Origin of the sequence: Delftia sp. WSY_22, assembly GCF_043104185.1 — a bacterium.
GTDB classification, from domain to species: domain Bacteria; phylum Pseudomonadota; class Gammaproteobacteria; order Burkholderiales; family Burkholderiaceae_C; genus Comamonas; species Comamonas tsuruhatensis.
Genome location: NZ_JBICKN010000043.1, coordinates 74,071 through 96,761 on the forward strand (window position 1 = coordinate 74,071; position 22,691 = coordinate 96,761).

Below are 22,691 nucleotides of genomic sequence, written 5' to 3' on the forward strand. Positions count from 1 at the left end.
CCACCGGCACAACACTGTAAAAAACACTGGATAAGTACTGGATGTGCAGCCAGTTATTACTGTATATTTCGCCAGTCATCATCCTCATCTCATGAACCATGGACATGCAAGAAGCCGCCTTCACCGTCACCTTGTGTGACTACCCCAACCTGCCCGAGCAGGAACGCAACAAGGCCGAGGCACGCTATGCCCGCGTGCTGGAACGCCAGCTCGGCAGTGCCGAGCAGGTCAGCGAAACCCTGTCGCTCGTACAGGGGCTGGAGGACATGCCTCCAGAGGAAATCAGCGAAGACGCCAAGCTCGCCTTCACCCGCTGGATGAAAGCCGCCCGCGCCGCCACCGAGGCCGGCATGCAGGGCCTGGGCGATGGCGAGTGCAGCTTCTTCGAGGTGCGCCGCGGCTGGCGGCATTGAGCCTGCCCGCAGCACCGCTGAATGGGGCCTGAGCCCGGGTTTGCCTGGGCTGGGCCCCAAACTGCATACACTGGCAGACCTTTTCGTCGGCCCCTGCCTGGTTCCAAGCGGTTCCACCGGGCATGCCCGGCGCCCCTGCCAGACCCAGCCTTTCCCATGCAAGCCCTGCTCGACGCCATCGCCCGGATGGCCCTGCCCTCCGACGCCCAACGCATCTTCCACGGCCGTGGCGGCCTGTACCCGGGCTGCGAGCATCTGGTGCTCGATGCCTTTCCGCCCGTGCTGGTGCTCACCAGCTTCCAGCCGCTGGACGAAGACGCCCTGGCCGCCATCGGCACGGCGCTGTCACTGCGCTGGAGCGAACTGGCACCGGGCCAGCCCCTGAACTGGGTCTACCAGCTGCGCCAGCCCGCCGCGCCCGCCGAAACCCGGCTCATGGCCGGCGAAGTGCCAGACCCGCACATCGTCACCGAGGCCGGCACGCGCTACCGCGTGCAGGTGCTGCGCGGCCAGAACCACGGCCTGTTCCTGGACATGGCCGAAGGCCGGCGCTGGGTGCACGCGCATGTGGCCAACCATCCCGAGCACCGCCATGGCATCAAGGTGCTCAACCTGTTCGCCTACACCTGCGCCTTTTCGGTGGTGGCCCTGCAGGCCGGCGCGCGCCATGTGATGAACATGGACATGGCCCAGGGCGCGCTGGCCACCGGGCAGCAGAACCACCGGCTCAACGATCTGTCGGGCGCCAGCTTCCTGGCCCACGACATCTTCAGCAGCTGGGGCAAGATCACGCGCGGCGGGCCGTACCACCTGATCGTGGTGGACCCGCCCAGCTACCAGAAGGGCAGCTTCATCGCCACCAAGGACTATGCCCGCCTGATGCGCCGCCTGCCCGACCTGCTGCGCCCCGGCGGCCATGTGCTGCTGTGCCTGAACGCGCCCGAGATGGGCACGCAGTTCCTGACATCGCAGATGCAGGAAGTGGCGCCCGAGCTGGAGTTCGTCGAGCGCCTGGCCAATCCGGCCACCTTCGCCGACATCGACGCCGAGCGCAGCCTCAAGGTGCTGGTCTACAGGGCGCCCGCAACCCCCGCAACACCCGCAGCGGCCGACACGGCTTCCTGACCCGCCCGGCCCTTGAGCGCACGGCGCCCCGCATAGACGGCGGCCGGGCCCAGTTCGCGCTCGATGCGCAGCAGCCGGTTGTACTTGGCCGTGCGGTCGGCGCGCGACAGCGAGCCGGTCTTGATCATGGCGCACTGGGCCGCCACGGCCAGGTCGGCAATGCTGGTGTCCTCGGTCTCGCCCGAGCGGTGCGACATCACCACGCCATAGCCCGCGCCATGCGCCAGGCGCAGCACGTCCCAGGTTTCGGTCAGCGTGCCGATCTGGTTGATCTTGACGAGGATGGCGTTGCCCACGCCCCGGGCAATGCCGCCCTCGAACAGGCCGGGGTTCGTGCAGAACACATCGTCGCCCACCAGCTGGCAGCGTCCGCCCAGGCGCCGGCCCAGGGCCTGCCAGCCCTCGATATCGTCCTCGGCCATGCCGTCCTCGATGGAGACGATGGGGTAGTGCTCCACCAGTTGCGCCAGGTAGTCCACCTGCTGCTGGCGGCTGCGCACCAGGCCCTCGCCCGCGTAGCGGTAGCCGTCCTCGCCATGGAATTCACTGGCCGCAGGGTCCAGGGCCAGGGCGATGTCCCTGCCGGGGCGCAGGCCGGCGCGCTCGATGGCGGCCATCAGGTGGTCCAGCGCCTCGGGCGCGCTGCGCAGGGCGGGCGCAAAGCCGCCCTCGTCGCCCACGTTGACGCTGTGGCCTGCGGCCTTGAGCGCATGGCGCAGCGTGTGGAAGACCTCGGCGCCCATGCGCAGCGCCTCACCGAAGCTGTCCGCCCCCACCGGCAGCAGCATGAACTCCTGAAAGTCCAGCGGATTGTCGGCATGGGCGCCACCGTTGATGACATTGATCATGGGCACGGGCAGCACGCGCGCCTGGGCACCGCCCATGTGCCGCCACAGCGGCATGCGCTGGCTGGCCGCCGCCGCGCGCGCCACGGCCAGCGACACGCCCAGCAGCGCGTTGGCGCCCAGCCGGCTTTTGCCGGGCGTGCCGTCCAGCGCCATCATGGCCGTGTCGATGCGGCCCTGGGCGTCTGCCTGCATGCCGCGCAGCAGATCGCGCAGCTCGGTGTTGACGGCCTGCACCGCCCCCAGCACGCCCTTGCCCAGGTGGCGCGAGGCATCGCCGTCGCGCCGCTCCAGCGCCTCATGCCGCCCCGTGGAGGCGCCCGAGGGCACCAGGGCCAGGCCGCGTGCGCCGTCCTCCAGTTCGACCTCGACCTCCACGGTGGGATGGCCCCGGCTGTCCAGCGCCTCATGGGCCGCGATATCGGTGATCTGCATGGAAACTCCTTTTCGTCAAGAAATTGAACTGTGCAAAGGAGCTGGCAAGCCTGCAAAACTCCAATGCACAGGCACCCATGCTAGAAATCACGACGATGCGGGACAATGCAGTTTTTCTGCCCATGCGTCAGCTTTTCTGACGAATTGATTGCCATGAGACAACTGCCGCCGCTGGCCGCCCTGCGCGCCTTCGAGGCCATTGCCCGCACCGGCTCGGTGACCCGCGCGGCCGAGGAACTGTGCCGCAGCCACGGTGCCATCAGCCGCCACCTGCGCCTGCTGCAGGAGCACGCGGGCGCGGCGCTGTTCGAGAAAGAAGGCACGGGTTTGCGCCTGACCGAGGCCGGCGCCTCCTTCCATGCCTCGGTGCGCACGGCCTTCGACCAGTTGGAGGCCGCCTATGCCCAGCTGGCGCGCGACGCCCAGGCGCCGGGGCTGCATGTGGCCTGCAGCGCCACCTTTGCCATGCGCTGGCTGGTGCCGCAGCTGGCGGTGTTCTACCGCAGCCACCCGCATATCCGCATCCGCCTGTCCATGACCTCGGCGCGCGAGATGCGCCACGAGGGCGCCGACCTGATCATTGCCTGGGACCTGTCCACCTACGCCGAGGCCGACCGCCGCCGCGCCATCGAACTGGCGCCCGTGCACTTCGGCGCCGTCTGCACGCCGGCCTATGCCCGGCGCCGGCCCGCCAATCGCGCGCGCATTGCACATGAGTACACGGCCAGCGCATGGAACCAGTGGGAAGCCCTGACGGGCCAGCCCGTGGCCCTGGGCGAGACGCTGGCGTTCCCCCACACCCACCTGTGCATAGAGGCGGCACTGTCGGGACTGGGCGTTGCCCTGGTGGAGCAGCGGCTGATCGCACGCGAGCTCCAGGAGGGGCTGCTGGTGGCGCCCCATGGCTTCGTACCCTTCGAGGGCGGCCTGCGCGCCGTGCCCGCCGCAGGGCGCACGCTGCCGGCCCAGGCGGGGGTCTTCATCGAATGGATGCGCAGCGCACTGGCCGCCGTGCCGGCATAGGCCAGACGGCCTAAGCCCTGCCCCACTCGCGCAGGCGCCGGTACAGCAGCCCGCGCGAGACGCCCAGCATGCGGGCGGCCTGCGAGATATTGCCCTGGCAGCGGGCCAGGGCCTGCTCGATCAGCTCGCGGCTGGCCTCGCCCAGGGAAGACGGTGCCTCGGACGGCGCCTCGGCGGGCGGTGGCAGGGCCTCGATGGCCGGCAGCACCTCCTCGACCTGGGAAGATGCCTCATCCAGCCTCGCCTCCATCCACAGCGTCAGCCCCGTGGGCAGCATCTGCGGGCGCGCCTGGCCGTGGTGGGCCAGCTCCAGCAACTGGTTCAGGCCCAGGCCGAAGACTTCCTCTGCCGCCAGCCCCTCGGCGGGCCGGCGCGGGCAGTCGAACAACTGGGCGCCCACGCCGTTGAACCAGCGCACCATGCCTTCGCCATCCACGGCGGCCAGCCCTTCCAGCGGCGTGCCGAACATGCTGCGGCTGGACTGGAAGCGCAGCAGCAGGTGCATGCGGGCGGCGCCCACCAGCAGCCGGTTCTCGATGCAGGTGGCGTACATGTGGGCCATGGCGCCTGCGTCGAAGCGAAAGGGGCCCGCCTCGCTGCTCAGGTCCAGCATGGCCACGGTGCGCCCGCTGGCATCGCGCACGGGCGCGGCCGCGCAGTGCAGCGAGGCCAGGCAGCGAAAGAAATGCTCGCCGCCACGCACATGGCAGACCTCGCCCGTGCGCACGGCCACGCCGGGTGCGCCCGTGCCCACGGCATCCTCGGCGATATTCACGCCCACGCGTGCGGCCGTCAGCAGCAGCGGGCCGTCACCCGGCGTGGGGCGCGAGGCGATCAGCACCACGCCCTCGCTGCAGGTCAGCATGGCGCGCGCCTGGCTGCCCGCGATCACGGTCTCTAGTTCGGCGATGGGGTCGCGCGCCGCCTCGATCAGCGCGCGGTTGTGCGTCAGCAAGGTGGCCGTGCGGATCTTGCTGACCGGGTCGAAGCTGATCTTCTCGTCGGGGCTGCGGCTGGCGCCCAGGCAGCGTGTCCAGGACTGCAGCACGGGCTCGGACACCAGGCCCGAGGGGCGCTCGCCGCGCTCGAAATAGCGCTCGCGCGCCAGCGCCACCCGGTCCTGGCGCGAGGCATAGAAGGGGTTGGAGGGCAGTGGGGCGGGAGGCGGCTGTTGCATGACGGACATCAAAACTGCCGCGATTGTTGTTCCGCCACGGCACAGGACAGCACTAGGGAAATCACCCGTGTTGGAACGGCTTGCCGGGCTCGGTAACCTCGGGCATCGCCACAGGCCCGCCCGCAATGACACGCTCCCCCCACAGCACAAGACACCCCCGGCCCGCCCTGCCCACCCTGGGCGCCGCACTGGCCTGCACGCTGCACGCCCTGCCCGCCCAGGCGGCAAACGCAGCGCAGGACTCCAGCGAGGCCCTGCTCGCCCCCGTGGTCATCACGGCCAGCCAGCCCGGCGCCGGCCCCGACCTGTGGCGCGCAACGGCCGCCATCGACAGCGTGGACGGCACGGTGCTGCGCGAGGGGCAGATGCAGGTCAACCTGTCCGAAAGCCTGGCGCGCGTGCCGGGCCTGGTGGTGCTGAACCGCCAGAACTTCGCCCAGGACCTGCAGATCTCGGTGCGCGGCTTCGGTGCGCGCTCCACCTTTGGCGTGCGCGGGCTGCGCCTGTACGTGGACGGCATCCCGGCCGGCGCGCCCGACGGCCAGGGCCAGGCCGCCAACTTCACGCTGGGCAACGCCGCGCGCCTGGACGTGGTGCGCGGCCCGGCCGCCGTGCTCTACGGCAACAGCGCAGGCGGTGCGCTGCTGCTGTACACCGAAGATGGCGAGGAACCGGGCCTGTGGCGCAGCGGCATGGCCATGGGGCCGGACGGGCTGTGGCGCCTGTCCACCCAGCTGCGCGGCACGATCGGGGGCGGAAAGCCGGACCAGGCGGATGGCGGCTCCGCCCCATGGCGCTATGCCATCCACATCGAGCGCTTCGCCACCGACGGCATGCGCCCCCAATCGGCCGCAGACCGCAGTACGGCCCACATGAAACTGTCGCGCCAGCAAGGAGATGACCAATGGCTGCTGCAGTACCAGGAGCAGCGCGCCAGCGCCCAGGACCCGCTGGGCCTGACGCGCGCCGAGTTCGAGGCCGACCCCGGCCAGACCACGGCCAGCGCGCTGCGCTTCAATACGCGCAAAAGCGTGCGCCAGCGCCAGCTGGGCGCCGCCTGGCAGCACCAGTTCGGCGCGGGCCAGCGCCTGGAACTCATGGCCTATGCGGGCACGCGCTCCGTGCTGCAGTACCAGTCCATTCCCGTGGCCACGCAGGCGCCGCCCTCGCATTCAGGCGGCGTGATCGACCTGGACCGCGACTACGCGGGCATGAACCTGCGCTGGCGCAGCACCCATGAGGACGTGGCCGGCGGCCGGCTGGACTGGTCGGCGGGCCTGGCCTACGACTGGCAGGGCGAGACCCGGCGCGGCTACGAGAACTTCATCGGCAGCCAGCTCGGCGTGCAGGGCCGGCTGCGCCGCGACGAACGCAACCAGGCGCGCTCCGCCGACCCCTACCTGCAGGCCGAGTGGAGCACGCAGAGCCTGGGCCTGAGCGCCGGCCTGCGCCAGGCGCGCGTGCGCTACCGCTCCGACGACCACTACATCACAGCCGGCAATGGCGACGACAGCGGCAGCATGGCCTGGCGCGGCTGGCTGCCCTCGCTGGGCCTGCGCGTGAACCTGCTGCCGGAGCTGGTGGCCCACGCATCGGTGGGCCGGGGCATGGAAACGCCCACGCTCAACGAAGTGGCCTACCGGCCCGGTGGCCAAAATGGCATGAACAGCGGCCTGAACACCGGCCTGGCCGCCAGCGCCCACAACACCGTCGAGGTCGGCCTGCGCGGGCGCCACGGCAACGCGGGCTGGAACCTCACGCTGTTCGAGACCCATACCCAGCGCGAACTCACCGTACTGTCCAACACGGGAGGGCGCGCCACCTACCAGAACGCAGGCCGCACGCTGCGCCGGGGGCTGGAATTCTCGGGCAACGCCCAATGGGGATCGCTCACGGCCAGCACCGCCCTGACCCTGCTGCAAGCCCGCTACCGCGACAGCTTCCTGACCTGCGAGGCCACGCCCTGCACCACGCCCACCGCCCCGGTGGATGCCGGCGCACGCCTGGCCGGCACCGCGCCGCGCCGCCTGTGGAGCGAGCTGGCCTGGCAGCTGTCGCCGCAATGGACCTGGACCGTGGACATGCTGCACAGCGGCCCCGTGGCCGTGAACGACCGCAACACCGACCGCGCGGCCGGCTACACCGTCTGGGGCTCCAGCCTGCGCTGGTCACGGCAATGGCAGCAGTGGAGCGCCCAGACCTTTGTGCGGCTGGACAACCTGTTCGACCGGCGCTTTGCAGGGTCGGTCATCGTCAACGAGGGCAACCAGCGGTACTTCGAGCCGGGTGCCGGACGCGGGCTGTCGGCCGGGGTGACGGTCAGCCGGACGTTCTGAGCTGTTCCACGGCGGTACACATCCGCCCCCGGGAAAGTCCGAATGTTGTGACCGAAGGCCGCTTTTTTTATCGTCTCCCACATGGTGCCCTTGCCCCCAGCGCCATGCACGCAAAAACAAACCACACAGGAGACGAGACAACATGAAGACCCACGTGCTTTCCTCCACGCTGCTGGCCGCCGGCCTGGCGCTGGCCCTTCCCGGTGCCACGCTGGCACAGGCCGGCTTGCCAAGCAAAGGCTCGCCCGAGCACATACGCGCCGTCACCTCGCGCATCGACTCGCAGAGCATCCGCGACAACGCGCGCAGCTCCAAGGACTGGCCCAGCTACGGCATGGACTACAGCGAGACGCGCTTTTCCAAACTCAGGCAGCTGGACACGGCCAATGTGAAGCGGCTGGGCCTGGTCTGGTCGTATGACCTGGAATCCACGCGCGGCGTGGAGTCCACGCCCGTGGTGGTCGATGGAATCATGTACGTCACGGCCAGCTGGAGCGTGGTGCATGCGGTGGACGTGCGCACCGGCAAGCGCCTGTGGAGCTACGACCCCGGCGTGGACCGTGCCAACGGCTTCAAGGGCTGCTGCGACGTGGTCAACCGGGGCGTGGCGGTCTACAAGGGCAAGGTGTATGTGGGCGCCTTCGATGGCCGCCTGGTGGCGCTGGACGCGGCCACGGGCCAGAAGGTCTGGGAGCAGGACACCATCATCGACCGCGCCTTCTCGTACACCATCACGGGCGCGCCACGCGTCATCAAGGGCAAGGTGCTGATCGGCAACGGCGGCGCCGAGTACGGCGTGCGCGGCTATGTCACGGCCTATGACGCCGAGACCGGTGCCCAGCAGTGGCGCTGGTTCACCGTGCCCGGCGATCCGTCCAAGCCCTTCGAGAACGAGGCCATGGCCCGCGCCGCCAAGACCTGGGACCCGGCCGGCAAGTGGTGGGAGGCCGGTGGCGGCGGCACGGCCTGGGACACCATGGCCTATGACCCCGAGCTCAACCTCATGTACATCGGCACGGGCAACGGCTCGCCCTGGGCGCAAGCCAAGCGCAGCCCGGCCGGTGGCGACAACCTGTACCTGGCCAGCATCGTGGCGCTGAACCCCGATACGGGCGAGTACGTCTGGCATTACCAGGAGACGCCGGGCGACAGCTGGGACTTCACCTCCACCCAGCCCATGGTGCTGGCCGACATCAAGATCGGCGGCAAGCCGCGCAAGGTCATCCTGCATGCGCCCAAGAACGGCTTCTTCTTCGTCATCGACCGCACCAACGGCCAGTTCATCTCGGCCAAGAACTTCGTCGACGTGAACTGGGCCAGCGGCTACGACGCCAAGGGCCGCCCCATCGAGACACCGATTGCGCGCAGCGGCGACCGCGCGCGCGACGTGATTCCCAGCCCCTTCGGCGCCCACAACTGGCATTCCATGTCCTACAGCCCCGACACGGGCCTGGCCTACCTGCCGGCCCAGCATGTGCCTCTGACCCTGCAGGACAACAAGAACTGGAAGTTCAACGGCGGCTCCCTGCCCGAGCCGCACAGCAATATCGGCTGGAATACGGCCACGCTGGTCAACATGGAGCCGCCCAAGAGCACGCCCTTCGGCCGCCTGATCGCCTGGGACCCGGTGGCACAGAAGGAGCGCTGGCGCGTGGAGCATGCCTCGCCCTGGAACGGCGGCACGCTGGCCACGGCGGGCAACCTGGTGTTCCAGGGCACGGCCGACGGCCGCTTCGTGGCCTATGACGCGCGCAACGGCAAGAAGCTCTGGGAAAAGCCCACGGGCACGGGCGTGGTGGCCGCACCCATCACCTATGAGGTCGATGGCCGCCAGTACGTCTCCATCGCCGTGGGCTGGGGCGGCGTCTACGGCCTGGCCGCGCGCCACACCGAGCGCAAGGGCCCGGGCACGGTCTACACCTTCGCGCTGGACGGCAAGGCCGAGGCGCCTGCCTTCGTCGCCTACCAGCAGGGCAAGCTGCTGCAGGGCGTGCCCTACGACAAGAGCCTGGTGGCCGAGGGCACGGCCCTGTATGTCAGCAACTGCGCCTTCTGCCACGGCGTGCCCGGCGTGGACCGCGGCGGCAACCTGCCCAACCTGGGCTACCTGGACCCGGCCTATATCGAGCACCTGGACAAGTTCATCTTCAAGGGTCCGGCCATGTCGCGCGGCATGCCGGACTTCACGGGCAAGCTGAGCATGGAAGACGTGGAAAAGATCAAGGCCTTCATCCAGGGCACGGCTGACGCGGTGCGGCCCAAGTAGCCAGCGCAAGCCGCCCTCCTCCCCCTCCCCCAACCTCCCATTCCCCTCCCCGGCCCTGCTGTCCTGCAGCAGGCCTGGGCAGGGCTTTGCCTGAAAACACCGGACCGGACTCTTCGCCATGCCATCCAAGCCCTTCACCCGCGCATCCCTGGCCCTGGCAGCCATGGCCGCATGCGCCACCTTCAATGCCCACGCCGTCGATATCGACGCGGGCGACTACACCGCCCTGCCGCGAGGCACCACGCTGGGCATGGTCTATTACCAGCACGCCACGCGCGACCGCCTCTATGCCAATGGCGACCAGGCGCCGATACGGCCGAGGCTGACCTCGGACATCGGCATAGCGCGCGGCGTGCACTTCATGAAGCTGGGCGACTACGTGATCGACCCGCAGTTCCTGCTGCCCTTCGGGCGCCTGTCGGCCTCGCGCGATATCGCGGCCATGGGCAGCAACACCGGCGTGGGCGACCTGATGCTGGCCGCCACCCTGTGGCTGACCAAGCCCGGCGACAAGGAGCACTTCGGCATCACCCCCTTTGTCTGGCTGCCCACGGGCCAGTACAACCGCAACGACCCGCTGAGCCTGGGCGAGAACCGCTGGAAGGCCGCGCTGCAGGCCGGCTGGATCAAGCCGCTGGGCAAGCGCGTGACCATGGACCTGGCGGCCGATGTCACCGTCTTCGGCAAGAACGACGACTTCGGCGCCCACAGCGCCACGCTCAAGCAAAAGGCGCAGTTCCAGTTCCAGGGCCTGCTGCGCTACCACCTGTCGGAGACCTCGGACCTGCGCCTGGGCCTGTCGCACCTGACGGGCGGCGAGACCCAGATCAACGGCGTGGCGCAAGGCGACCGCCAGTCCACCACCAAGGTCTCTTTCGGCGGCGCGGTCTTTGTCGCGCCCAAGACGCAGCTGCTGGCCACCGTGGGCCGCGATCTGCATGTGCGCCAGGGCTTCAAGGAGAACGCCCGCATCAACCTGCGCCTGCTGCAGGTTTTCTGATCCCACACCCCCCTTTCTCCCGTTCACCCCCAAGGAGCACACCATGAACCTCAGCGACATCCAGCACCAGATCACCGAGCGCGCCAGCGCCTTCCTCAACCGGGGCACGCATGACCTCTTCATCGACGGCCAATGGGTGGCGGCCCGGACCGGCCAGCGCCTGTCCACCGTCAACCCGGCCACCGAAGCCGTGATCGCCGAAGTCGCCAGCGCCGGCCCGGCGGACGTGGACCTGGCCGTGCGCGCCGCGCACCGCGCGCTGCACCTGGGCCCCTGGGGCCGCATGCGCCCCGTGGAGCGCGAGCGCCTGATGCTGCGCCTGGCCGACCTCATGGAGACCCATGCCCAGGCCCTGGCCGAGGTCGAATCGCTGGACAACGGCAAGTCCGCCGCCATTGCGCGCGCCGTGGACATCGCCATGGCCATCGACTCCATCCGCTACATGGCCGGCTGGGCCACCAAGATCGAGGGCATGACGCACGAGCACTCCGTGCCCTTCGCGCCCGAGGCCCAGATGTTCACCTACACCCGGCGCGAGCCCGTGGGCGTGGTCGCCGCCGTCGTGCCCTGGAACTTCCCCCTGCTCATGGCCAGCTGGAAGCTGGCGCCCGCGCTGGCCGCAGGCTGCACCCTGGTGCTCAAGCCCGCCGAGCAGACGCCGCTGACCGCGCTGATGCTGGCCGAGCTGATCCAGGAAGCGGGCTTTCCGCCCGGCGTGTTCAACGTGGTCACGGGCGACGGCCCCGGCACGGGCGCGCCCCTGGTCTCGCACCCGCTGGTCAACAAGGTCAGCTTCACCGGCTCGACCGAGGTGGGCAAGCTCATCGGCCATGCCTGCATGGACAACATGACGCGCATCACGCTGGAGCTGGGCGGCAAGTCCCCCGTCATCGTGCTGGATGACTGCGACCCCGCCACGGCGGCGGCAGGTGCTGCCAATGCCATCTTCTTCAACCACGGCCAGGTCTGCTGCGCGGGCTCGCGCCTGTACGTGCACAAGAGCATGTTCGACCGCGTGGTGGCCGACGTGGCCGACCAGGCCGCCCGGCTCACCCTGGGCCATGGCCTGGACCCCCGCGCGCAGATGGGCCCGCTGGTCTCGCAGGAGCAGATGGAGCGTGTCTGCAGCTACATCGACATAGGCCGCAGCCAGGGCGCCGAGGTGGTGACGGGCGGCGCCCGCTCAGGCCAGCGCGGCTACTTCGTGCAGCCCACGGTGATGACCGGCGTGCAGCACGACCACCGCGTGGCCCGCGAGGAAATCTTCGGCCCCGTGCTCGTGGCCATGCCCTATGACGACCTCGACGAAGTCGCCGCCTGGGCCAACGACACGCCCTATGGCCTGGGCGCCAGCATCTGGTCCAACAACCTGTCCAAGGTCCACCGGCTGATCCCCAAGATCCAGTCCGGCACGGTCTGGGTCAACTGCCACAGCACCCTGGACCCGGGCATGCCCTTCGGCGGCTACAAGCAGTCCGGCATGGGCCGCGACATGGGCCGCACCGCGCTGGATGCCTACCTGGAGACCAAGTCGGTGTTCATCAATCTGTGAGGGGGTGCGGCGGGCTGCCCCCGGGCCCGCCTGCTCCTGCTCTACGGCGTTTCCGAATACCCCTTGGGCCATCCCCCCGGCCGGTCGCAACACTCCTCCCAGCCCAGCTTGCGCGAGGTGTGGCCTATTCCGGGGTTGAAGGTGTTGGTGGGGTCCAGCTCACGGTAGAAGCCTGCCAGCGCGGGCTTGGCCACGTACAAGTGGCCCACGTTGTGTTCGGCCGGGTACTCGGCGCGGCGCGCGTCCAGCAGTTCCCACATGCGGTGCTCCATGGCCAGCGGGTCCACGCCCTTCTTGACGATGTAGTCCTGGTGGAAGACATGGCAGAAGAAGTGGCCGTAGTAGAGCTTGTGGACCATGTCGCGCTCGACCTCGGCGGGCAGTTGCTCCACCCATTCACGGTCGTTGCGGCGCAGGGCGACGTCCAGCGCCACGATGTCCTCCACCTGGGCGCGGTGCACCTCGCGGTAGCGGATGGCCGCGCCCGCGATGGCGAAGCGGTGCAGGAAGGCCTTGCGCCCCTCGTCGGCATCGCACTCGAACCAGCCGCCCGTGGTGCTGCCGCTGAAGTGCCGCGTGAGGAATTCACGCGTGGCCTCGGCCGTGTCGTTGGACACGCGCACCAGCAGGTGGTGCTCATAGCGGTCGCGCCACTGGCGCATGCGCGCGGGCAGGTGGCTGGGCAGCAGGTTGGTCAGCGCCTGGATCACGCGGTCGGTGACGCCGCGCAGGCCGAAGCGTTCGAAGAAGCCGTCCATGCGGCTCTTGAGGGCGAAGGCGGCCGGCACCCTGGCCGTGCCGAAGCGGTCGATCAGCAGGAAGGTGTCCTTGCCGTATTTCTCGCCGATGTCGTAGGCCGTGCGGTGGATGTACTCGCCGGCGATCGGCAGGCGCGGCAGCGCGGTCAGCAGCTCGCGGCGCACGGCCGTGAGGTCGTCGGGCGCATTGCTGCCTATATAGAAGACGGTGCTGGGCTCCTTGGGGAAGGTGTCCAGCCGCACGGCGAACAGGCACAGCTTGCCGGCCGAGCCCGAGGCCTCGAACAGGCGCGAGGGGTCGGCATTGAAGCGCGCGGGCGTGTCCTCGTCCACGGCGCGCACGGCATCGGCATAGCGCGGGTCGGAGGCGGCGCGCTGCGCATCGTGGGCGATGTCGGACTCGGTGTAGTCGCCGTTTTGCAGCCGCGTGAGGATTTCCTCGGGCGTGCGGCCCAGGGCGATGCCCAGGTGGTTGACGAGTTCCAGCGAGCCGTCGCCGCACACGCGCGCGTACAGCGCCAGTTCGGTATAGGCCGGGCCGCGCCGCACCAGGGCGCCGCCCGAGTTGTTGCAGATGCCGCCCAGCACCGAGGCGCCGATGCACGACGAGCCGATCACCGAATGCGGCTCGCGCCCCAGCGGCGCCAGCGCCTGCTCCAGCCGGTCCAGCGTGGCGCCGGGCAGGCAGACCACCTGGGCGCCGCCCCCGATGACCTGCACGCCGGTGATGCGCAAGGTGTTGATGAGCACGATCTCGCGGTCATAGTCCGCGCCGTCGGGCGTGGAGCCGCCCGTCAGGCCCGTGTTGGCGGCCTGCATGATGACGATGCGCCCGGCCGCCACGGCGGCCTGCACCACCTTCCACTGCTCCAGCAGCGTCGCGGGCCGCACTACGGCCAGCACCGGGCCCTCGCCCGTGCGGTGGCCTTTGCGGAAGCGGCGCGTGGCCTGGTCGTCGGTGAGCACATGGGCCGCGCCCACGGCCTGGCGCAGCTGCTGCAGCAGGGTTTCGCGGGACACCTGGGGCATGGCGGAGATGGACGGCGCGCTCATGCTTCGCGCACCAGCAGGTCACCGGTGATGTCTGCCACCTTGCTGACGCTGGTCAGCGTCATGGCCACGCGCATCTCCTTTTCCAGCAGCTCCAGCAGGTGCTTGACGCCGGCCTCGCCGGCAGCGGCCAGCGCGTAGATGAAAGCGCGGCCGATCATGGCGCAGTCGGCGCCCAGGGCGATGGCGCGCACCACGTCCAGGCCGTTGCGGATGCCGGAGTCGGCCAGGATCTTGATCTGGCCCTTGACCGCATCGGCAATGGCCGGCAGCGCGCGGGCCGAGGACAGCACGCCGTCGAGCTGGCGGCCGCCATGGTTGGAGACGATGATGCCGTCGGCGCCAAAGCGCACCGCGTCCTTGGCGTCCTCGGGGTCCAGGATGCCCTTGATGACCATGGGCCCCTTCCAGAAGGCGCGTATCCATTCGAGGTCCTTCCAGGAAATGGAGGGATCGAAGTTGGCGCCCAGCCAGCCGATGTAGTCGGCCAGGCCCGTGGGGCTGCCCCGGTAGGCCGAGATGTTGCCCAGGTCATGCGGGCGGCCCAGCAGGCCCACGTCCATGGACCAGGCCGGATGCGTGACCGACTGCCAGTAGCGGCGCATGGCGGCATTCGGGCCGCTCATGCCCGAATGCGCATCGCGGTAGCGCGCGCCGGGCACGGGCATGTCCACGGTGAAGACCAGGGTGGAGCAGCCGGCCGCCTGGGCACGCTCCAGCGCGTTCTGCATGAAGCCCCGGTCCTTGAGCACATAGAGCTGGAACCACATGGGGCGCTTGATCCTGGGCGCCACCTCTTCGATGGGGCAGACCGAGACCGTGGACATGGTGAACGGAATGCCATGGGCGTCGGCCGCGCGCGCGGCCTGCACTTCGCCGCGGCGGCGGTACATGCCCGTCAGGCCCACGGGCGACAGCGCCACGGGAATGGACAGCTTCTCGCCGAACAGCTCGATGCTGGTGTCCAGCCGGCTCATGTCCTTGAGCACGCGCTGGCGCAGCGCCACGGCGGCCATGTCCTCGACATTGCGGCGCAGCGTCTGCTCGGCATAGGCGCCGCCGTCGATGTAGTGGAACAGGAAAGGCGGCAGGCGCTTTTGCGCCGCCGCACGGTAGTCGGAGGTAGAGGAGATGATCATGATGGGTGTCTCATGTCTTTCGTATCAGGTCTGAAGTGGGCAGCAGCGCAGGCGCGGCGTCCAGAGGCAGCCGCATGGAGCGCTCGCGCCGCGCGCGGTCCTCGTCCAGGCGCTGGATGGTGGTGCGCACATGCTCCAGGTGCTCGCCGATGCATTCGCGGGCGCGCTGCGGGTCGCCGTCCAGGATGGCCTGCATGAGGCTCTGGTGCTGCACGGTCAGCTCCTGCAGGGTCTGGGGCGCGCTCAGGCGGAACATGTCGTGGCGGTTGCGTTCCACCGTGGACAGCACCACGGTGAACAGGCTGTGCATGACCTGCACCAGCACCAGGTTGTGCGAAGCCTCGGCAATGGCCAGGTGGAACTGCGCGTCGGCGCGCGCCGCCAGCTCGGCGTGGCCGCTTTGCTGGTGCTGGATCATCACCTCGAAGCAGCGCTGGATATGGTCCTTGTCCTGCGGCGTGGCGCGCTGGGCGGCCAGCCAGGCCGTGCTGGTCTCCAGCGCATGGCGGGTTTCAAGCACGTCATAGCGGTAGTGGGAGTCGGACTCCATCAGGCCGGCCAGCGGCCGCATGGCGTCCTTGAGCCAGTCCGCAGGCTCGGCAGCCGGCGCCGGCTCCTGCAGATAGGTGCCATCGCCGCGCCGCGCCACCAGCACGCCCTGGCTGGTGAGTTTCTGTATGGCCTCGCGCACCGAGGTGCGCGAGACACCCAGCTCGGCCGCCAGTTGCCGCTCCGCGGGCAGCCGCTGTCCGGGCTGCACTCCGCTGGCCTGCACCAGGGCAAGCAATTTCTCGACAACTTGATCGGCAACGCGCATGGGGATTCTCAGAATTGGTTTTCAGTGATTCACGGCGCTATGCGCCAGCCTCATCGCATGAAACCCGCACTGCCCAAGCCAGGGACACCGAGCAAGGGCCGCCCCGCCGCGAGGGTGTCGTCCCCCTCCCCCGCGAAGCGGGTAGAGAGGGGGAAGGCGCGCAGCGACTCAGGGGGTGTTTCATGTCAATACCCCGGGATCATCCACGTAAACACATAGGCTTGCAGCGTCGTGATCACCCCGATGATCACGGCGAACATCAGGCTGTGCTTGACCGTGAAGCGGAACAGGTCCGACTCGCGCCCTGCCAGGCCCACGGCTGCGCAGGCAATGGCGATGGACTGGGGCGAGATCATCTTGCCCGTCACGCCGCCCGTGGTGTTGGCCGCCACCGTGAGCACCTGGGGCAGGCCCAGCTGCTGCGCCGTGGTGGCCTGCAGCGCGGCGAACAGCGCGTTGGCCGAAGTGTCCGAGCCCGTGAGGAACACGCCGATCCAGCCCAGGAAGGGCGAGAAGAACGTGAACGCCTGGCCCGTGTGTGCCAGCGCCAGGGCCAGCGTGGCCGACAGGCCCGAGTAGTTGGCCACGAAGGCGAAGGCCAGCACCATGCCGATGGAGTAGATCGGCACGGCCAGTTCCCTGAAGGTCTCGCCCAGCGTGGCCACGGCCTTGGCCGGCGACAGGCGCGTGAAGGTGATGGTGATCAGCGCCGCGATCAGGATGGCCGTGCCGGTGGCCAGCAGCCAGTTGAAGGTGTAGACCGCGCCGTAGGGCGCAGCGGCGGCCACGACGGGCGGCGTCTTCTCCACCAGGTTGTGCAGGAAGGGCACGGGGATGTTGATGACGGTGGAGGCCAGCGGGCCGCCTGCGGCGAACAGCGCCTTGAAGGGCTTGATGCTCCAGATCGTCACCATGGCCGTGAGGATGATGAAGGGCGACCAGGCCTTGATGATGGCGCCTGCTGTCAGCGGTGCACCGGAGGTGATGGCCGGTGCTGCAACTGCCGCAGCCTTGCCGCCCTCGCCTTCCGTGTCGAACCGGAAGATGCGCTTGGGCTGCCAGACCTTGAGGAACAGCGTCAGCGCCACCAGCGAGACGATGGCCGAAGTGATGTCCGGCAGCTCCGGGCCGATGTAGTTGGCCGTGAGGAACTGCACCAGGGCAAACGAGCCGCCGCCCACCAGCACCGCAGGCCAGGTTTCCTTGACGCCGCGCCAGCCGTCCATGATGGCCATCAGCCAGAACAGCACGAGCACGGTCATGAAGGGCAGCTGGCGGCCGGCCATCTGGCCGATGGCGAAGGCATCCACGCCCGAGACCTGCCCTGCCACGATGATGGGAATGCCCATGGCGCCGAAGGCCACGGGCGCCGTGTTGGCGATCAGGCACAGCCCGGCCGCGTACAGCGGCTTGAAGCCCAGGCCCACCAGCAGCGCGGCCGTGATGGCCACGGGCGCGCCGAAGCCGGCCGCGCCCTCCAGGAAGGCGCCGAAGCAAAAGCCCACCAGGATGAGCTGCAGCCGCTGGTCGGGCGTGACCGACAGGATGGACGAGCGGATCACGTCGAACTGCCCCGTCTTGACCGAGATCTTGTAGAGGAACACGGCCGCCACGATGATCCAGGCGATGGGCCACAGGCCGTAGAAAAAGCCGTACACGGCCGAGGCCAGTGCCGCGCTCACGGGCATCTTGTAGAACAGCAGCGCCACGCCCAGCGCCAGCGCCACGGTGACGGTGCCAGCCTGGTAGCCCTTGAGACGGAACCTGGTCAGCGCCAGGAAGAAAAAGATGATGGGAATCAGCGCGATCAGCGCCGAGATCCAGATGTTCCCGGCGGGATCGTAGTTCTGCTGCCAGATGGTTTGCATGACCGTGTCTCTAGATGATGGGGAGGGCGCGGTAAGCGCCCCTTGTCGGCCACTCCCCCTCGTTGCAGCGTTGGCATGCGGTGCGATCCGCACTGGATGTCTGCTGGCTGGCTGCAACGATGTCTGGGAGTGTTCCCCGCGCTGGCGCCTTGTGGGCCATTGGCAAATTGGTCCAACCAATTAAGCCAAAATTCAGACCATTGCGCGAAGTGGTGCGATTCTCAGAGCTTTCAAGTGGGCAGATGAACAGGGTAAACACCTAAAATAGTGCAGATAACGCACCAGGACATTTATTGGTCATACCAATAATGGATATTTTGGTGCAACGCATGTTCAAGTCCCCGGCCAAGCAAGGTCCCAGGCGGTGCACAAACGCGGCGCACGCGGGAAAAAGATCGGCGGCCGCGCTGTGCCGGCAGGTCCGCCGCTCAAGCCTGACGCTCCCCAACGGAAAAGCCCGCTCCCTACAATGCAGCCTCAGCGGTCGGTGTACCGCCCTTGTACCTTCGGCGCCCGGGTCAACCCCGGGCGCCTTATTAAACCGCCGTGTATCCGGACGGCGGTGGCTGATTGAACGGAGCCCATCCATGAACCACATTCCTGCGCGCCGCTCGGCGCTGCGCCAGGCGGCTGCCTGCGTGCTGGCCGCCTCCACCCTGTCCAGCCTGCCTGCGCTGGCCGCCGAACCCGCCGTGCTGCGCGTCTCGGCCATCCCGGATGAAGCTCCCACCGAGCTGCAGCGCAAGTTCGAGCCGCTGGGCAAGTACCTCTCGGCACAGACCGGCATGAAGGTGGTGTTCACGCCCGTGACCGACTACGCCGCCGTGGTCGAGTCGCTGGCCACGCGCAAGCTGGACCTGGCCTGGCTGGGCGGCTTCACCTTCGTGCAGGCCAAGATCCGCACCAACGGCACGGCCATCCCCATCGTGCAGCGCGAGGAAGACGCCAGGTTCACCTCCAAGTTCATCACGGCCAACCCCGCCATCAAGACCCTGGCCGACCTCAAGGGCAAGAGCTTTGCCTTTGGCGCGCCCTCGTCCACCTCGGGCAGCCTGATGCCGCGCTTTTTCCTGCAGCAGGACGGCATCAACCCCGAAAAGGACTTCAAGACCGTGGCCTTCTCCGGCGCGCATGACGCCACCGTGGCCTTCGTGGCTGCAGGCAAGGCCGAGGCCGGCGTGCTCAACGCATCGGTCTGGGACAAGCTGGTGGAGAGCAAGAAGGTCGATACCAGCAAGGTGCGCGTGTTCGCCACCACGCCGCCCTACTTCGACTACAACTGGACCGTGCGCGGCGACCTGGACCCGGCCCTGGTCAAGAAGCTGACCGACGCCTTCCTGGCGCTGGACCCGGCCAAGCCAGAGCACAAGGCCATCCTGGAGCTGCAGCGCGCCGCGCGCTTCGTGCCCACCCAGGCCTCGAACTACGAAGGCATCGAGGCCGCCGCCAAGTCGGCCGGCCTGCTCAAGTAAGCCGCAGCAGGCGCAATCCATGAGCTTTGAACTGGAAGGCGTGGGCCTGACCCACGCCGGCGGCGGCATTGCGCTGCGCGGCGTGACGCTGGCCGCACGCCAGGGCGAAGCCATTGCGCTGATCGGCCCCTCGGGAGCGGGCAAGACCACGCTGCTGTCCGTCATCGGCACGGCGCTGGCGCCCAGCCAGGGCCGGCGCAGCGTGCTGGGCGACGAGGTGCCTGCGTCCAGCGCGGGCGCACCCCGGCTGCTGCGCGCGCGCATCGGCACGGTGCACCAGGCGCCGCCCGTACCGCCGCGCCAGCGCGTGGTCACGGCGGTGCTGGCCGGGCGCCTGGGCCGGTGGCCGGCGTGGAAGGCGCTGGCTTCGCTGCTGTACCCACAGGACACCGCTGGCGCGCGCGAGGCCCTGGCCCGCGTGCAGCTGGCAGACAAGCTGTTCGCGCGCTGCGACCAGCTCTCTGGCGGGCAGCTGCAGCGCGTGGGCATTGCCCGCGTGCTCTACCAGCAGGCCGAGCTGATCCTGGCCGACGAGCCCGTGGCCGCGCTGGACCCGGCCCTGGCCCTGTCCACCGTGCAACTGCTGGTGCACGAAGCCGCCGCGCGCGGCGCCACCCTGGTGGCCAGCCTGCATGCCGTGGACCTGGCGCTGGCCTGCTTTGCGCGCATCGTGGGCATCCGCGATGGCGCCATCGCCTTCGACCTGCCGGCGGCTGAAGTCACGCAGGAACACCTGCGTGCGCTGTATGGGTCCGAGCATGCTGGTGATGATCCCTCCCGCCCCGCGTGGACACCCGCGCCCGCCGCCTTTGCCGCACCGCTGTCCGCATCCGCATGCCGTTGAGCTCCGATCTGCACGCGCTGCGTGACCCCGCCGCGCCCCGCCGCCTCGGCGCCCTGGTGCTGGCCGCCGTCGTGCTGTGGCCGCTGTTCCAGGGCGCGGGCTTCAGCCTGGGCGCGCTGTTCGATCCCGGCAACCTGCAGGTCATCGGCCGCTTTCTGGCCACGTTTCTGCCGCCCGAGACCGGGCGCGACTTCCTGGGCTACCTGGGCCGCGCCACGCTGGAGACCCTGGCCATTGCCACGGCCGGCATGGCCCTGGCGTTTGTGCTGGCCGTGCCGCTGGCCTACTTGGTCACGGGCGCCGCGCGCGAGCGGCGGGCGCTCAATCCCGTCACGCGCGGCCTGCTCACCATCCTGCGCGGCGTGCCCGAGCTGGTCTGGGCCCTGGTCTTCGTGCGCGTCTTCGGCCTGGGGCCGGCCGCTGGCGTGCTGGCCCTGGGCCTGACCTATGGCGGCATGCTGGCCAAGGTCTATGCGGAAATCCTGGAATCGGCCGACCCCGCACCCGCGCGTGCCCTGGCGCAGGCCGGCGCGCGCCGGCCGCTGGCCATGCTCTACGGCCTGCTGCCCCAGGCCGCGCGCGAACTGACCTCGTACACCGTCTACCGCTGGGAGTGCGCCATACGCGCCTCGGTGGTCATGGGCTTTGTGGGCGCGGGCGGCCTGGGCCAGCTCATGGACCAGGCCATGAAGATGCTCAACGGCGGCGAGGCCTCCACCATCTTGCTGACCTTCATGCTGCTGGTCTGGGGTGCCGACCTGCTCTCGCGCGGCCTGCGCCGCGCGCTGGACACGCCACCCGCCGCGCGTGCCAGCGCCTGGGGCTGGCGCAGCGCCCTCGCCTGCGCCGCCCTGGCGCTGGGCGTGGCCGCCAGCTTTGCCATGCTGGAGATGGACCTGCCCTCGCTGTTCACCGGCGCGGCGGGCCGGTCCATGCTGGAATTCGTCATCAGCTTCTTCCCGCCCGACACCAGCGCCGAATGGCTGCGCAAGGTGGCCGTGGGCGTGTGGGAGACGCTGGCCATCTCCGTGGTCGGCACCCTGCTGGCGGCCGTGCTGGGCCTGCTGCTGGCGCTGCCGCGCTGGCGCGCTCCCTGGAGCCTGGTGCTCAACGTGCTGCGCTCCGTGCCCGAGCTGGTCTGGGCCACCATCACAGCCCTGGCCGTGGGCCTGGGCCCGTTCGCAGGCGCGCTGGCGCTGGCGCTGCACACGGCCGGCGTGCTGGGGCGCCTGTATGCCGAGGCCCTGCAGAACCAGCCCGCCGCCCCCACCCAAGCGCTGCGCCTGTCCGGCAGCGGCCGCACCATGGCATTCCTCTACGCGACGCTGCCCGGCGCCGCGCCGCAGTTGCTGGCCTACACGCTGTACCGCTGGGAGATGAACATCCGCATGGCCGCCATCCTGGGCTTCGTGGGCGCGGGCGGGCTGGGGCAGCTGCTGTACTTCGAGCTGTCGCTGTTCCACTACGCCCAGGCCAGCACCGTCATCATCGCCATGCTGGCACTGTCCGTGGCCGTGGACTGGGCCAGCGCGGCGCTGCGAAGGCGCATGGGTTAGGTGGTGGGGGCCGCGGCGCCCTCACCCTCCACCTCGACCAGGTAGTCGATCAGCGCCCGCAGCTTCAGCGGCACATGGCGCGTGGGCGCATAGACCGCATGCACCACGCGCGGCGCGTACTTGCCGCACAGCGCCCAGCCCGGCAGCACGGGCGCCAGCTGCCCGGCCTGCAGCGCCGCCTGCGCCGCAAAGTCCGCTACCACGCCGATGCCCTGCCCCTGCTGCAGCGCCTGGATGATGCCCAGGCTGCTGGCAATGGTGATGGGCGTATTCACCAGCAGACGCGTAGCGGGCGCGGCCGGCTGGTGCCCAGCGCGCTGCGGACGCAATTCGACCTCGTTCTGGAACTGGCCGTAGCCCAGGCTGATGAAGGGATGCGCCAGCAGTTGCCCGGGCTCCGTGATCTGCGCATGCTGCGCCAGATAGCCGGGCGTGGCCACCAGCACATAGCGGATGGTCTTGAGCGGCCGCGCCACCAGCCCCGGCGCGATCTGGCCCGGCACGCTGATGCGCAGGCCCAGGTCCAGCCCCTCGGCCACCAGGTCCACCATGCGGTCCGTCATGTCCACCTGCACCTGTACCTCGGGCCAGCGCGCGCAAAAGCCCGGCAGCAGTGGCGACAGCCAGAGATCGCCCAGCACGGCCGGCGCGCTGATCTTCAGCAGCCCGCGCGGCTGCTGGCGCAACTGGCCGGCCAGCGCCTGCACGGCCTGGGCATCCGCCACGAGCCGAAGGCAGGCCTGGTGGATCTCGGCCCCCGCCTCGGTCAGCGACAGCGAGCGCGTGGTGCGCTGCAGCAGCCGCAGCCCGAAATGCGCCTCCAGCCGCCCCACGCTGCGGCTCACGGCCGAAGTCGTCAGCCCCAGCTGCCGGGCCGCGCCCGCAAAGCTCTGGTGCTCCACCACACGGGCGAAGACCAGCATTTCATCCAGGGGCATGGCGGTATCGGGCAAGGCGCTACTCCGGTTTTTGTTGCATGGCAGGCAATATTAATTTGAATGACTCATGGATTGTT

Annotated in this window: 17 protein-coding genes; 10 read left to right on the forward strand and 7 right to left on the reverse strand. The window is 69.3% G+C overall.

The window, feature by feature from the left end; genetic code table 11:
* Positions 1-98 precede the first annotated feature (98 nt).
* Entirely contained in the window at positions 99-413 is a 315-nt protein-coding gene (locus ACF8NF_RS20785) for a hypothetical protein (protein WP_016446792.1), read from the forward strand.
* A 156-nt stretch (positions 414-569) separates the two neighbouring features.
* A complete protein-coding gene (locus ACF8NF_RS20790; RefSeq protein ID WP_392451198.1) occupies positions 570-1,538 on the forward strand; it encodes a class I SAM-dependent methyltransferase in 969 nt (322 codons plus the stop codon).
* On the opposite strand, the gene eno is transcribed toward ACF8NF_RS20790, so the two are convergent.
* The gene (gene eno / locus ACF8NF_RS20795; protein ID WP_392451199.1) at positions 1,484-2,818 is read right to left on the reverse strand and encodes a phosphopyruvate hydratase; all 1,335 of its coding nucleotides are present in this window, start codon (positions 2,816-2,818) and stop codon (positions 1,484-1,486) included. The genes ACF8NF_RS20790 and eno overlap by 55 nt on opposite strands.
* 105 nt (positions 2,819-2,923) lie before the next feature.
* Between eno and ACF8NF_RS20800 the strand changes: the two genes are divergently transcribed.
* Positions 2,924-3,841 (forward strand): LysR substrate-binding domain-containing protein, encoded by a 918-nt coding sequence (locus tag ACF8NF_RS20800; protein ID WP_392451200.1) that lies wholly within the window; start codon positions 2,924-2,926, stop codon positions 3,839-3,841.
* A 10-nt stretch (positions 3,842-3,851) separates the two neighbouring features.
* Here the strand turns inward: ACF8NF_RS20800 and ACF8NF_RS20805 are convergent, their stop codons facing one another.
* Positions 3,852-5,018 (reverse strand): helix-turn-helix domain-containing protein, encoded by a 1,167-nt coding sequence (locus ACF8NF_RS20805; RefSeq protein WP_392451201.1) that lies wholly within the window; start codon positions 5,016-5,018, stop codon positions 3,852-3,854.
* 125 nt (positions 5,019-5,143) lie between these two features.
* Here ACF8NF_RS20805 and ACF8NF_RS20810 point away from each other — a divergent pair, with 125 nt between their 5' ends.
* The 4 genes from ACF8NF_RS20810 to ACF8NF_RS20825 all read left to right on the forward strand — a co-directional run bounded on the left by ACF8NF_RS20810 (position 5,144) and on the right by ACF8NF_RS20825 (position 12,172).
* Positions 5,144-7,354 carry a TonB-dependent receptor domain-containing protein gene (locus tag ACF8NF_RS20810; protein ID WP_392451202.1) on the forward strand — a complete coding sequence of 737 codons (2,211 nt, stop codon included), beginning with the start codon at positions 5,144-5,146 and terminating at the stop codon, positions 7,352-7,354.
* A 142-nt stretch (positions 7,355-7,496) separates the two neighbouring features.
* Positions 7,497-9,620 (forward strand): PQQ-dependent dehydrogenase, methanol/ethanol family, encoded by a 2,124-nt coding sequence (locus tag ACF8NF_RS20815; RefSeq protein WP_047218256.1) that lies wholly within the window; start codon positions 7,497-7,499, stop codon positions 9,618-9,620.
* A gap of 118 nt (positions 9,621-9,738) precedes the next feature.
* Entirely contained in the window at positions 9,739-10,620 is an 882-nt protein-coding gene (locus ACF8NF_RS20820) for a transporter (protein ID WP_392451203.1), read from the forward strand.
* A gap of 43 nt (positions 10,621-10,663) precedes the next feature.
* Positions 10,664-12,172 (forward strand): aldehyde dehydrogenase family protein, encoded by a 1,509-nt coding sequence (locus tag ACF8NF_RS20825; RefSeq protein WP_209801933.1) that lies wholly within the window; start codon positions 10,664-10,666, stop codon positions 12,170-12,172.
* A gap of 41 nt (positions 12,173-12,213) precedes the next feature.
* Here the strand turns inward: ACF8NF_RS20825 and dld are convergent, their stop codons facing one another.
* The 4 genes from dld to lldP all read right to left on the reverse strand — a co-directional run bounded on the left by dld (position 12,214) and on the right by lldP (position 17,804).
* Positions 12,214-13,983, reverse strand: a complete 1,770-nt coding sequence (dld, locus tag ACF8NF_RS20830; protein ID WP_392413031.1) for a D-lactate dehydrogenase — start codon at positions 13,981-13,983, stop codon at positions 12,214-12,216.
* Positions 13,980-15,119 (reverse strand): FMN-dependent L-lactate dehydrogenase LldD, encoded by a 1,140-nt coding sequence (gene lldD / locus ACF8NF_RS20835; protein ID WP_016446782.1) that lies wholly within the window; start codon positions 15,117-15,119, stop codon positions 13,980-13,982. The genes dld and lldD overlap by 4 nt, the downstream gene beginning before the upstream one ends.
* A gap of 10 nt (positions 15,120-15,129) precedes the next feature.
* A complete protein-coding gene (gene lldR / locus ACF8NF_RS20840; RefSeq protein WP_016446781.1) occupies positions 15,130-15,936 on the reverse strand; it encodes a transcriptional regulator LldR in 807 nt (268 codons plus the stop codon).
* A 185-nt stretch (positions 15,937-16,121) separates the two neighbouring features.
* On the reverse strand, positions 16,122-17,804 hold the full coding sequence (lldP, locus tag ACF8NF_RS20845) for an L-lactate permease (protein ID WP_070080356.1): 1,683 nt from the start codon (positions 17,802-17,804) through the stop codon (positions 16,122-16,124).
* Positions 17,805-18,391: 587 nt separating this feature from the next.
* Between lldP and ACF8NF_RS20850 the strand changes: the two genes are divergently transcribed.
* Genes ACF8NF_RS20850 through ACF8NF_RS20860 form a run of 3 tightly spaced genes read left to right on the forward strand, consistent with a single transcriptional unit; the run spans position 18,392 to position 21,676 of the window.
* Positions 18,392-19,276, forward strand: coding sequence for a putative selenate ABC transporter substrate-binding protein (locus tag ACF8NF_RS20850; protein WP_313281392.1), 885 nt, complete (start codon positions 18,392-18,394; stop codon positions 19,274-19,276).
* A 19-nt stretch (positions 19,277-19,295) separates the two neighbouring features.
* Positions 19,296-20,120 carry a phosphonate ABC transporter ATP-binding protein gene (locus ACF8NF_RS20855; RefSeq protein ID WP_392451204.1) on the forward strand — a complete coding sequence of 275 codons (825 nt, stop codon included), beginning with the start codon at positions 19,296-19,298 and terminating at the stop codon, positions 20,118-20,120.
* Positions 20,111-21,676, forward strand: a complete 1,566-nt coding sequence (locus tag ACF8NF_RS20860) for a PhnE/PtxC family ABC transporter permease (RefSeq protein WP_392451205.1) — start codon at positions 20,111-20,113, stop codon at positions 21,674-21,676. Before ACF8NF_RS20855 ends, ACF8NF_RS20860 begins: the two co-directional genes overlap by 10 nt.
* Here the strand turns inward: ACF8NF_RS20860 and ACF8NF_RS20865 are convergent.
* On the reverse strand, positions 21,673-22,614 hold the full coding sequence (locus ACF8NF_RS20865) for a LysR family transcriptional regulator (RefSeq protein WP_392451217.1): 942 nt from the start codon (positions 22,612-22,614) through the stop codon (positions 21,673-21,675). The two genes, ACF8NF_RS20860 and ACF8NF_RS20865, sit on opposite strands and share 4 nt — an antisense overlap.
* Positions 22,615-22,691: the final 77 nt, after the last annotated feature.

Excerpts from the sequence above, each read along its gene's own strand:
- ACF8NF_RS20785 (WP_016446792.1), top strand. The coding sequence starts at position 99 with ATGGACATGCAAGAAGCCGCCTTCACCGTCACCTTGTGTGACTACCCC.
- ACF8NF_RS20790 (WP_392451198.1), top strand. The coding sequence starts at position 570 with ATGCAAGCCCTGCTCGACGCCATCGCCCGGATGGCCCTGCCCTCCGAC.
- eno (WP_392451199.1), bottom strand. The coding sequence starts at position 2,818 with ATGCAGATCACCGATATCGCGGCCCATGAGGCGCTGGACAGCCGGGGC.
- ACF8NF_RS20800 (WP_392451200.1), top strand. The coding sequence starts at position 2,924 with ATGCAGTTTTTCTGCCCATGCGTCAGCTTTTCTGACGAATTGATTGCC.
- ACF8NF_RS20805 (WP_392451201.1), bottom strand. The coding sequence starts at position 5,018 with ATGCAACAGCCGCCTCCCGCCCCACTGCCCTCCAACCCCTTCTATGCC.
- ACF8NF_RS20810 (WP_392451202.1), top strand. The coding sequence starts at position 5,144 with ATGACACGCTCCCCCCACAGCACAAGACACCCCCGGCCCGCCCTGCCC.
- ACF8NF_RS20815 (WP_047218256.1), top strand. The coding sequence starts at position 7,497 with ATGAAGACCCACGTGCTTTCCTCCACGCTGCTGGCCGCCGGCCTGGCG.
- ACF8NF_RS20820 (WP_392451203.1), top strand. The coding sequence starts at position 9,739 with ATGCCATCCAAGCCCTTCACCCGCGCATCCCTGGCCCTGGCAGCCATG.
- ACF8NF_RS20825 (WP_209801933.1), top strand. The coding sequence starts at position 10,664 with ATGAACCTCAGCGACATCCAGCACCAGATCACCGAGCGCGCCAGCGCC.
- dld (WP_392413031.1), bottom strand. The coding sequence starts at position 13,983 with ATGAGCGCGCCGTCCATCTCCGCCATGCCCCAGGTGTCCCGCGAAACC.
- lldD (WP_016446782.1), bottom strand. The coding sequence starts at position 15,119 with ATGATCATCTCCTCTACCTCCGACTACCGTGCGGCGGCGCAAAAGCGC.
- lldR (WP_016446781.1), bottom strand. The coding sequence starts at position 15,936 with ATGCGCGTTGCCGATCAAGTTGTCGAGAAATTGCTTGCCCTGGTGCAG.
- lldP (WP_070080356.1), bottom strand. The coding sequence starts at position 17,804 with ATGCAAACCATCTGGCAGCAGAACTACGATCCCGCCGGGAACATCTGG.
- ACF8NF_RS20850 (WP_313281392.1), top strand. The coding sequence starts at position 18,392 with ATGAACCACATTCCTGCGCGCCGCTCGGCGCTGCGCCAGGCGGCTGCC.
- ACF8NF_RS20855 (WP_392451204.1), top strand. The coding sequence starts at position 19,296 with ATGAGCTTTGAACTGGAAGGCGTGGGCCTGACCCACGCCGGCGGCGGC.
- ACF8NF_RS20860 (WP_392451205.1), top strand. The coding sequence starts at position 20,111 with ATGCCGTTGAGCTCCGATCTGCACGCGCTGCGTGACCCCGCCGCGCCC.
- ACF8NF_RS20865 (WP_392451217.1), bottom strand. The coding sequence starts at position 22,614 with ATGCCCCTGGATGAAATGCTGGTCTTCGCCCGTGTGGTGGAGCACCAG.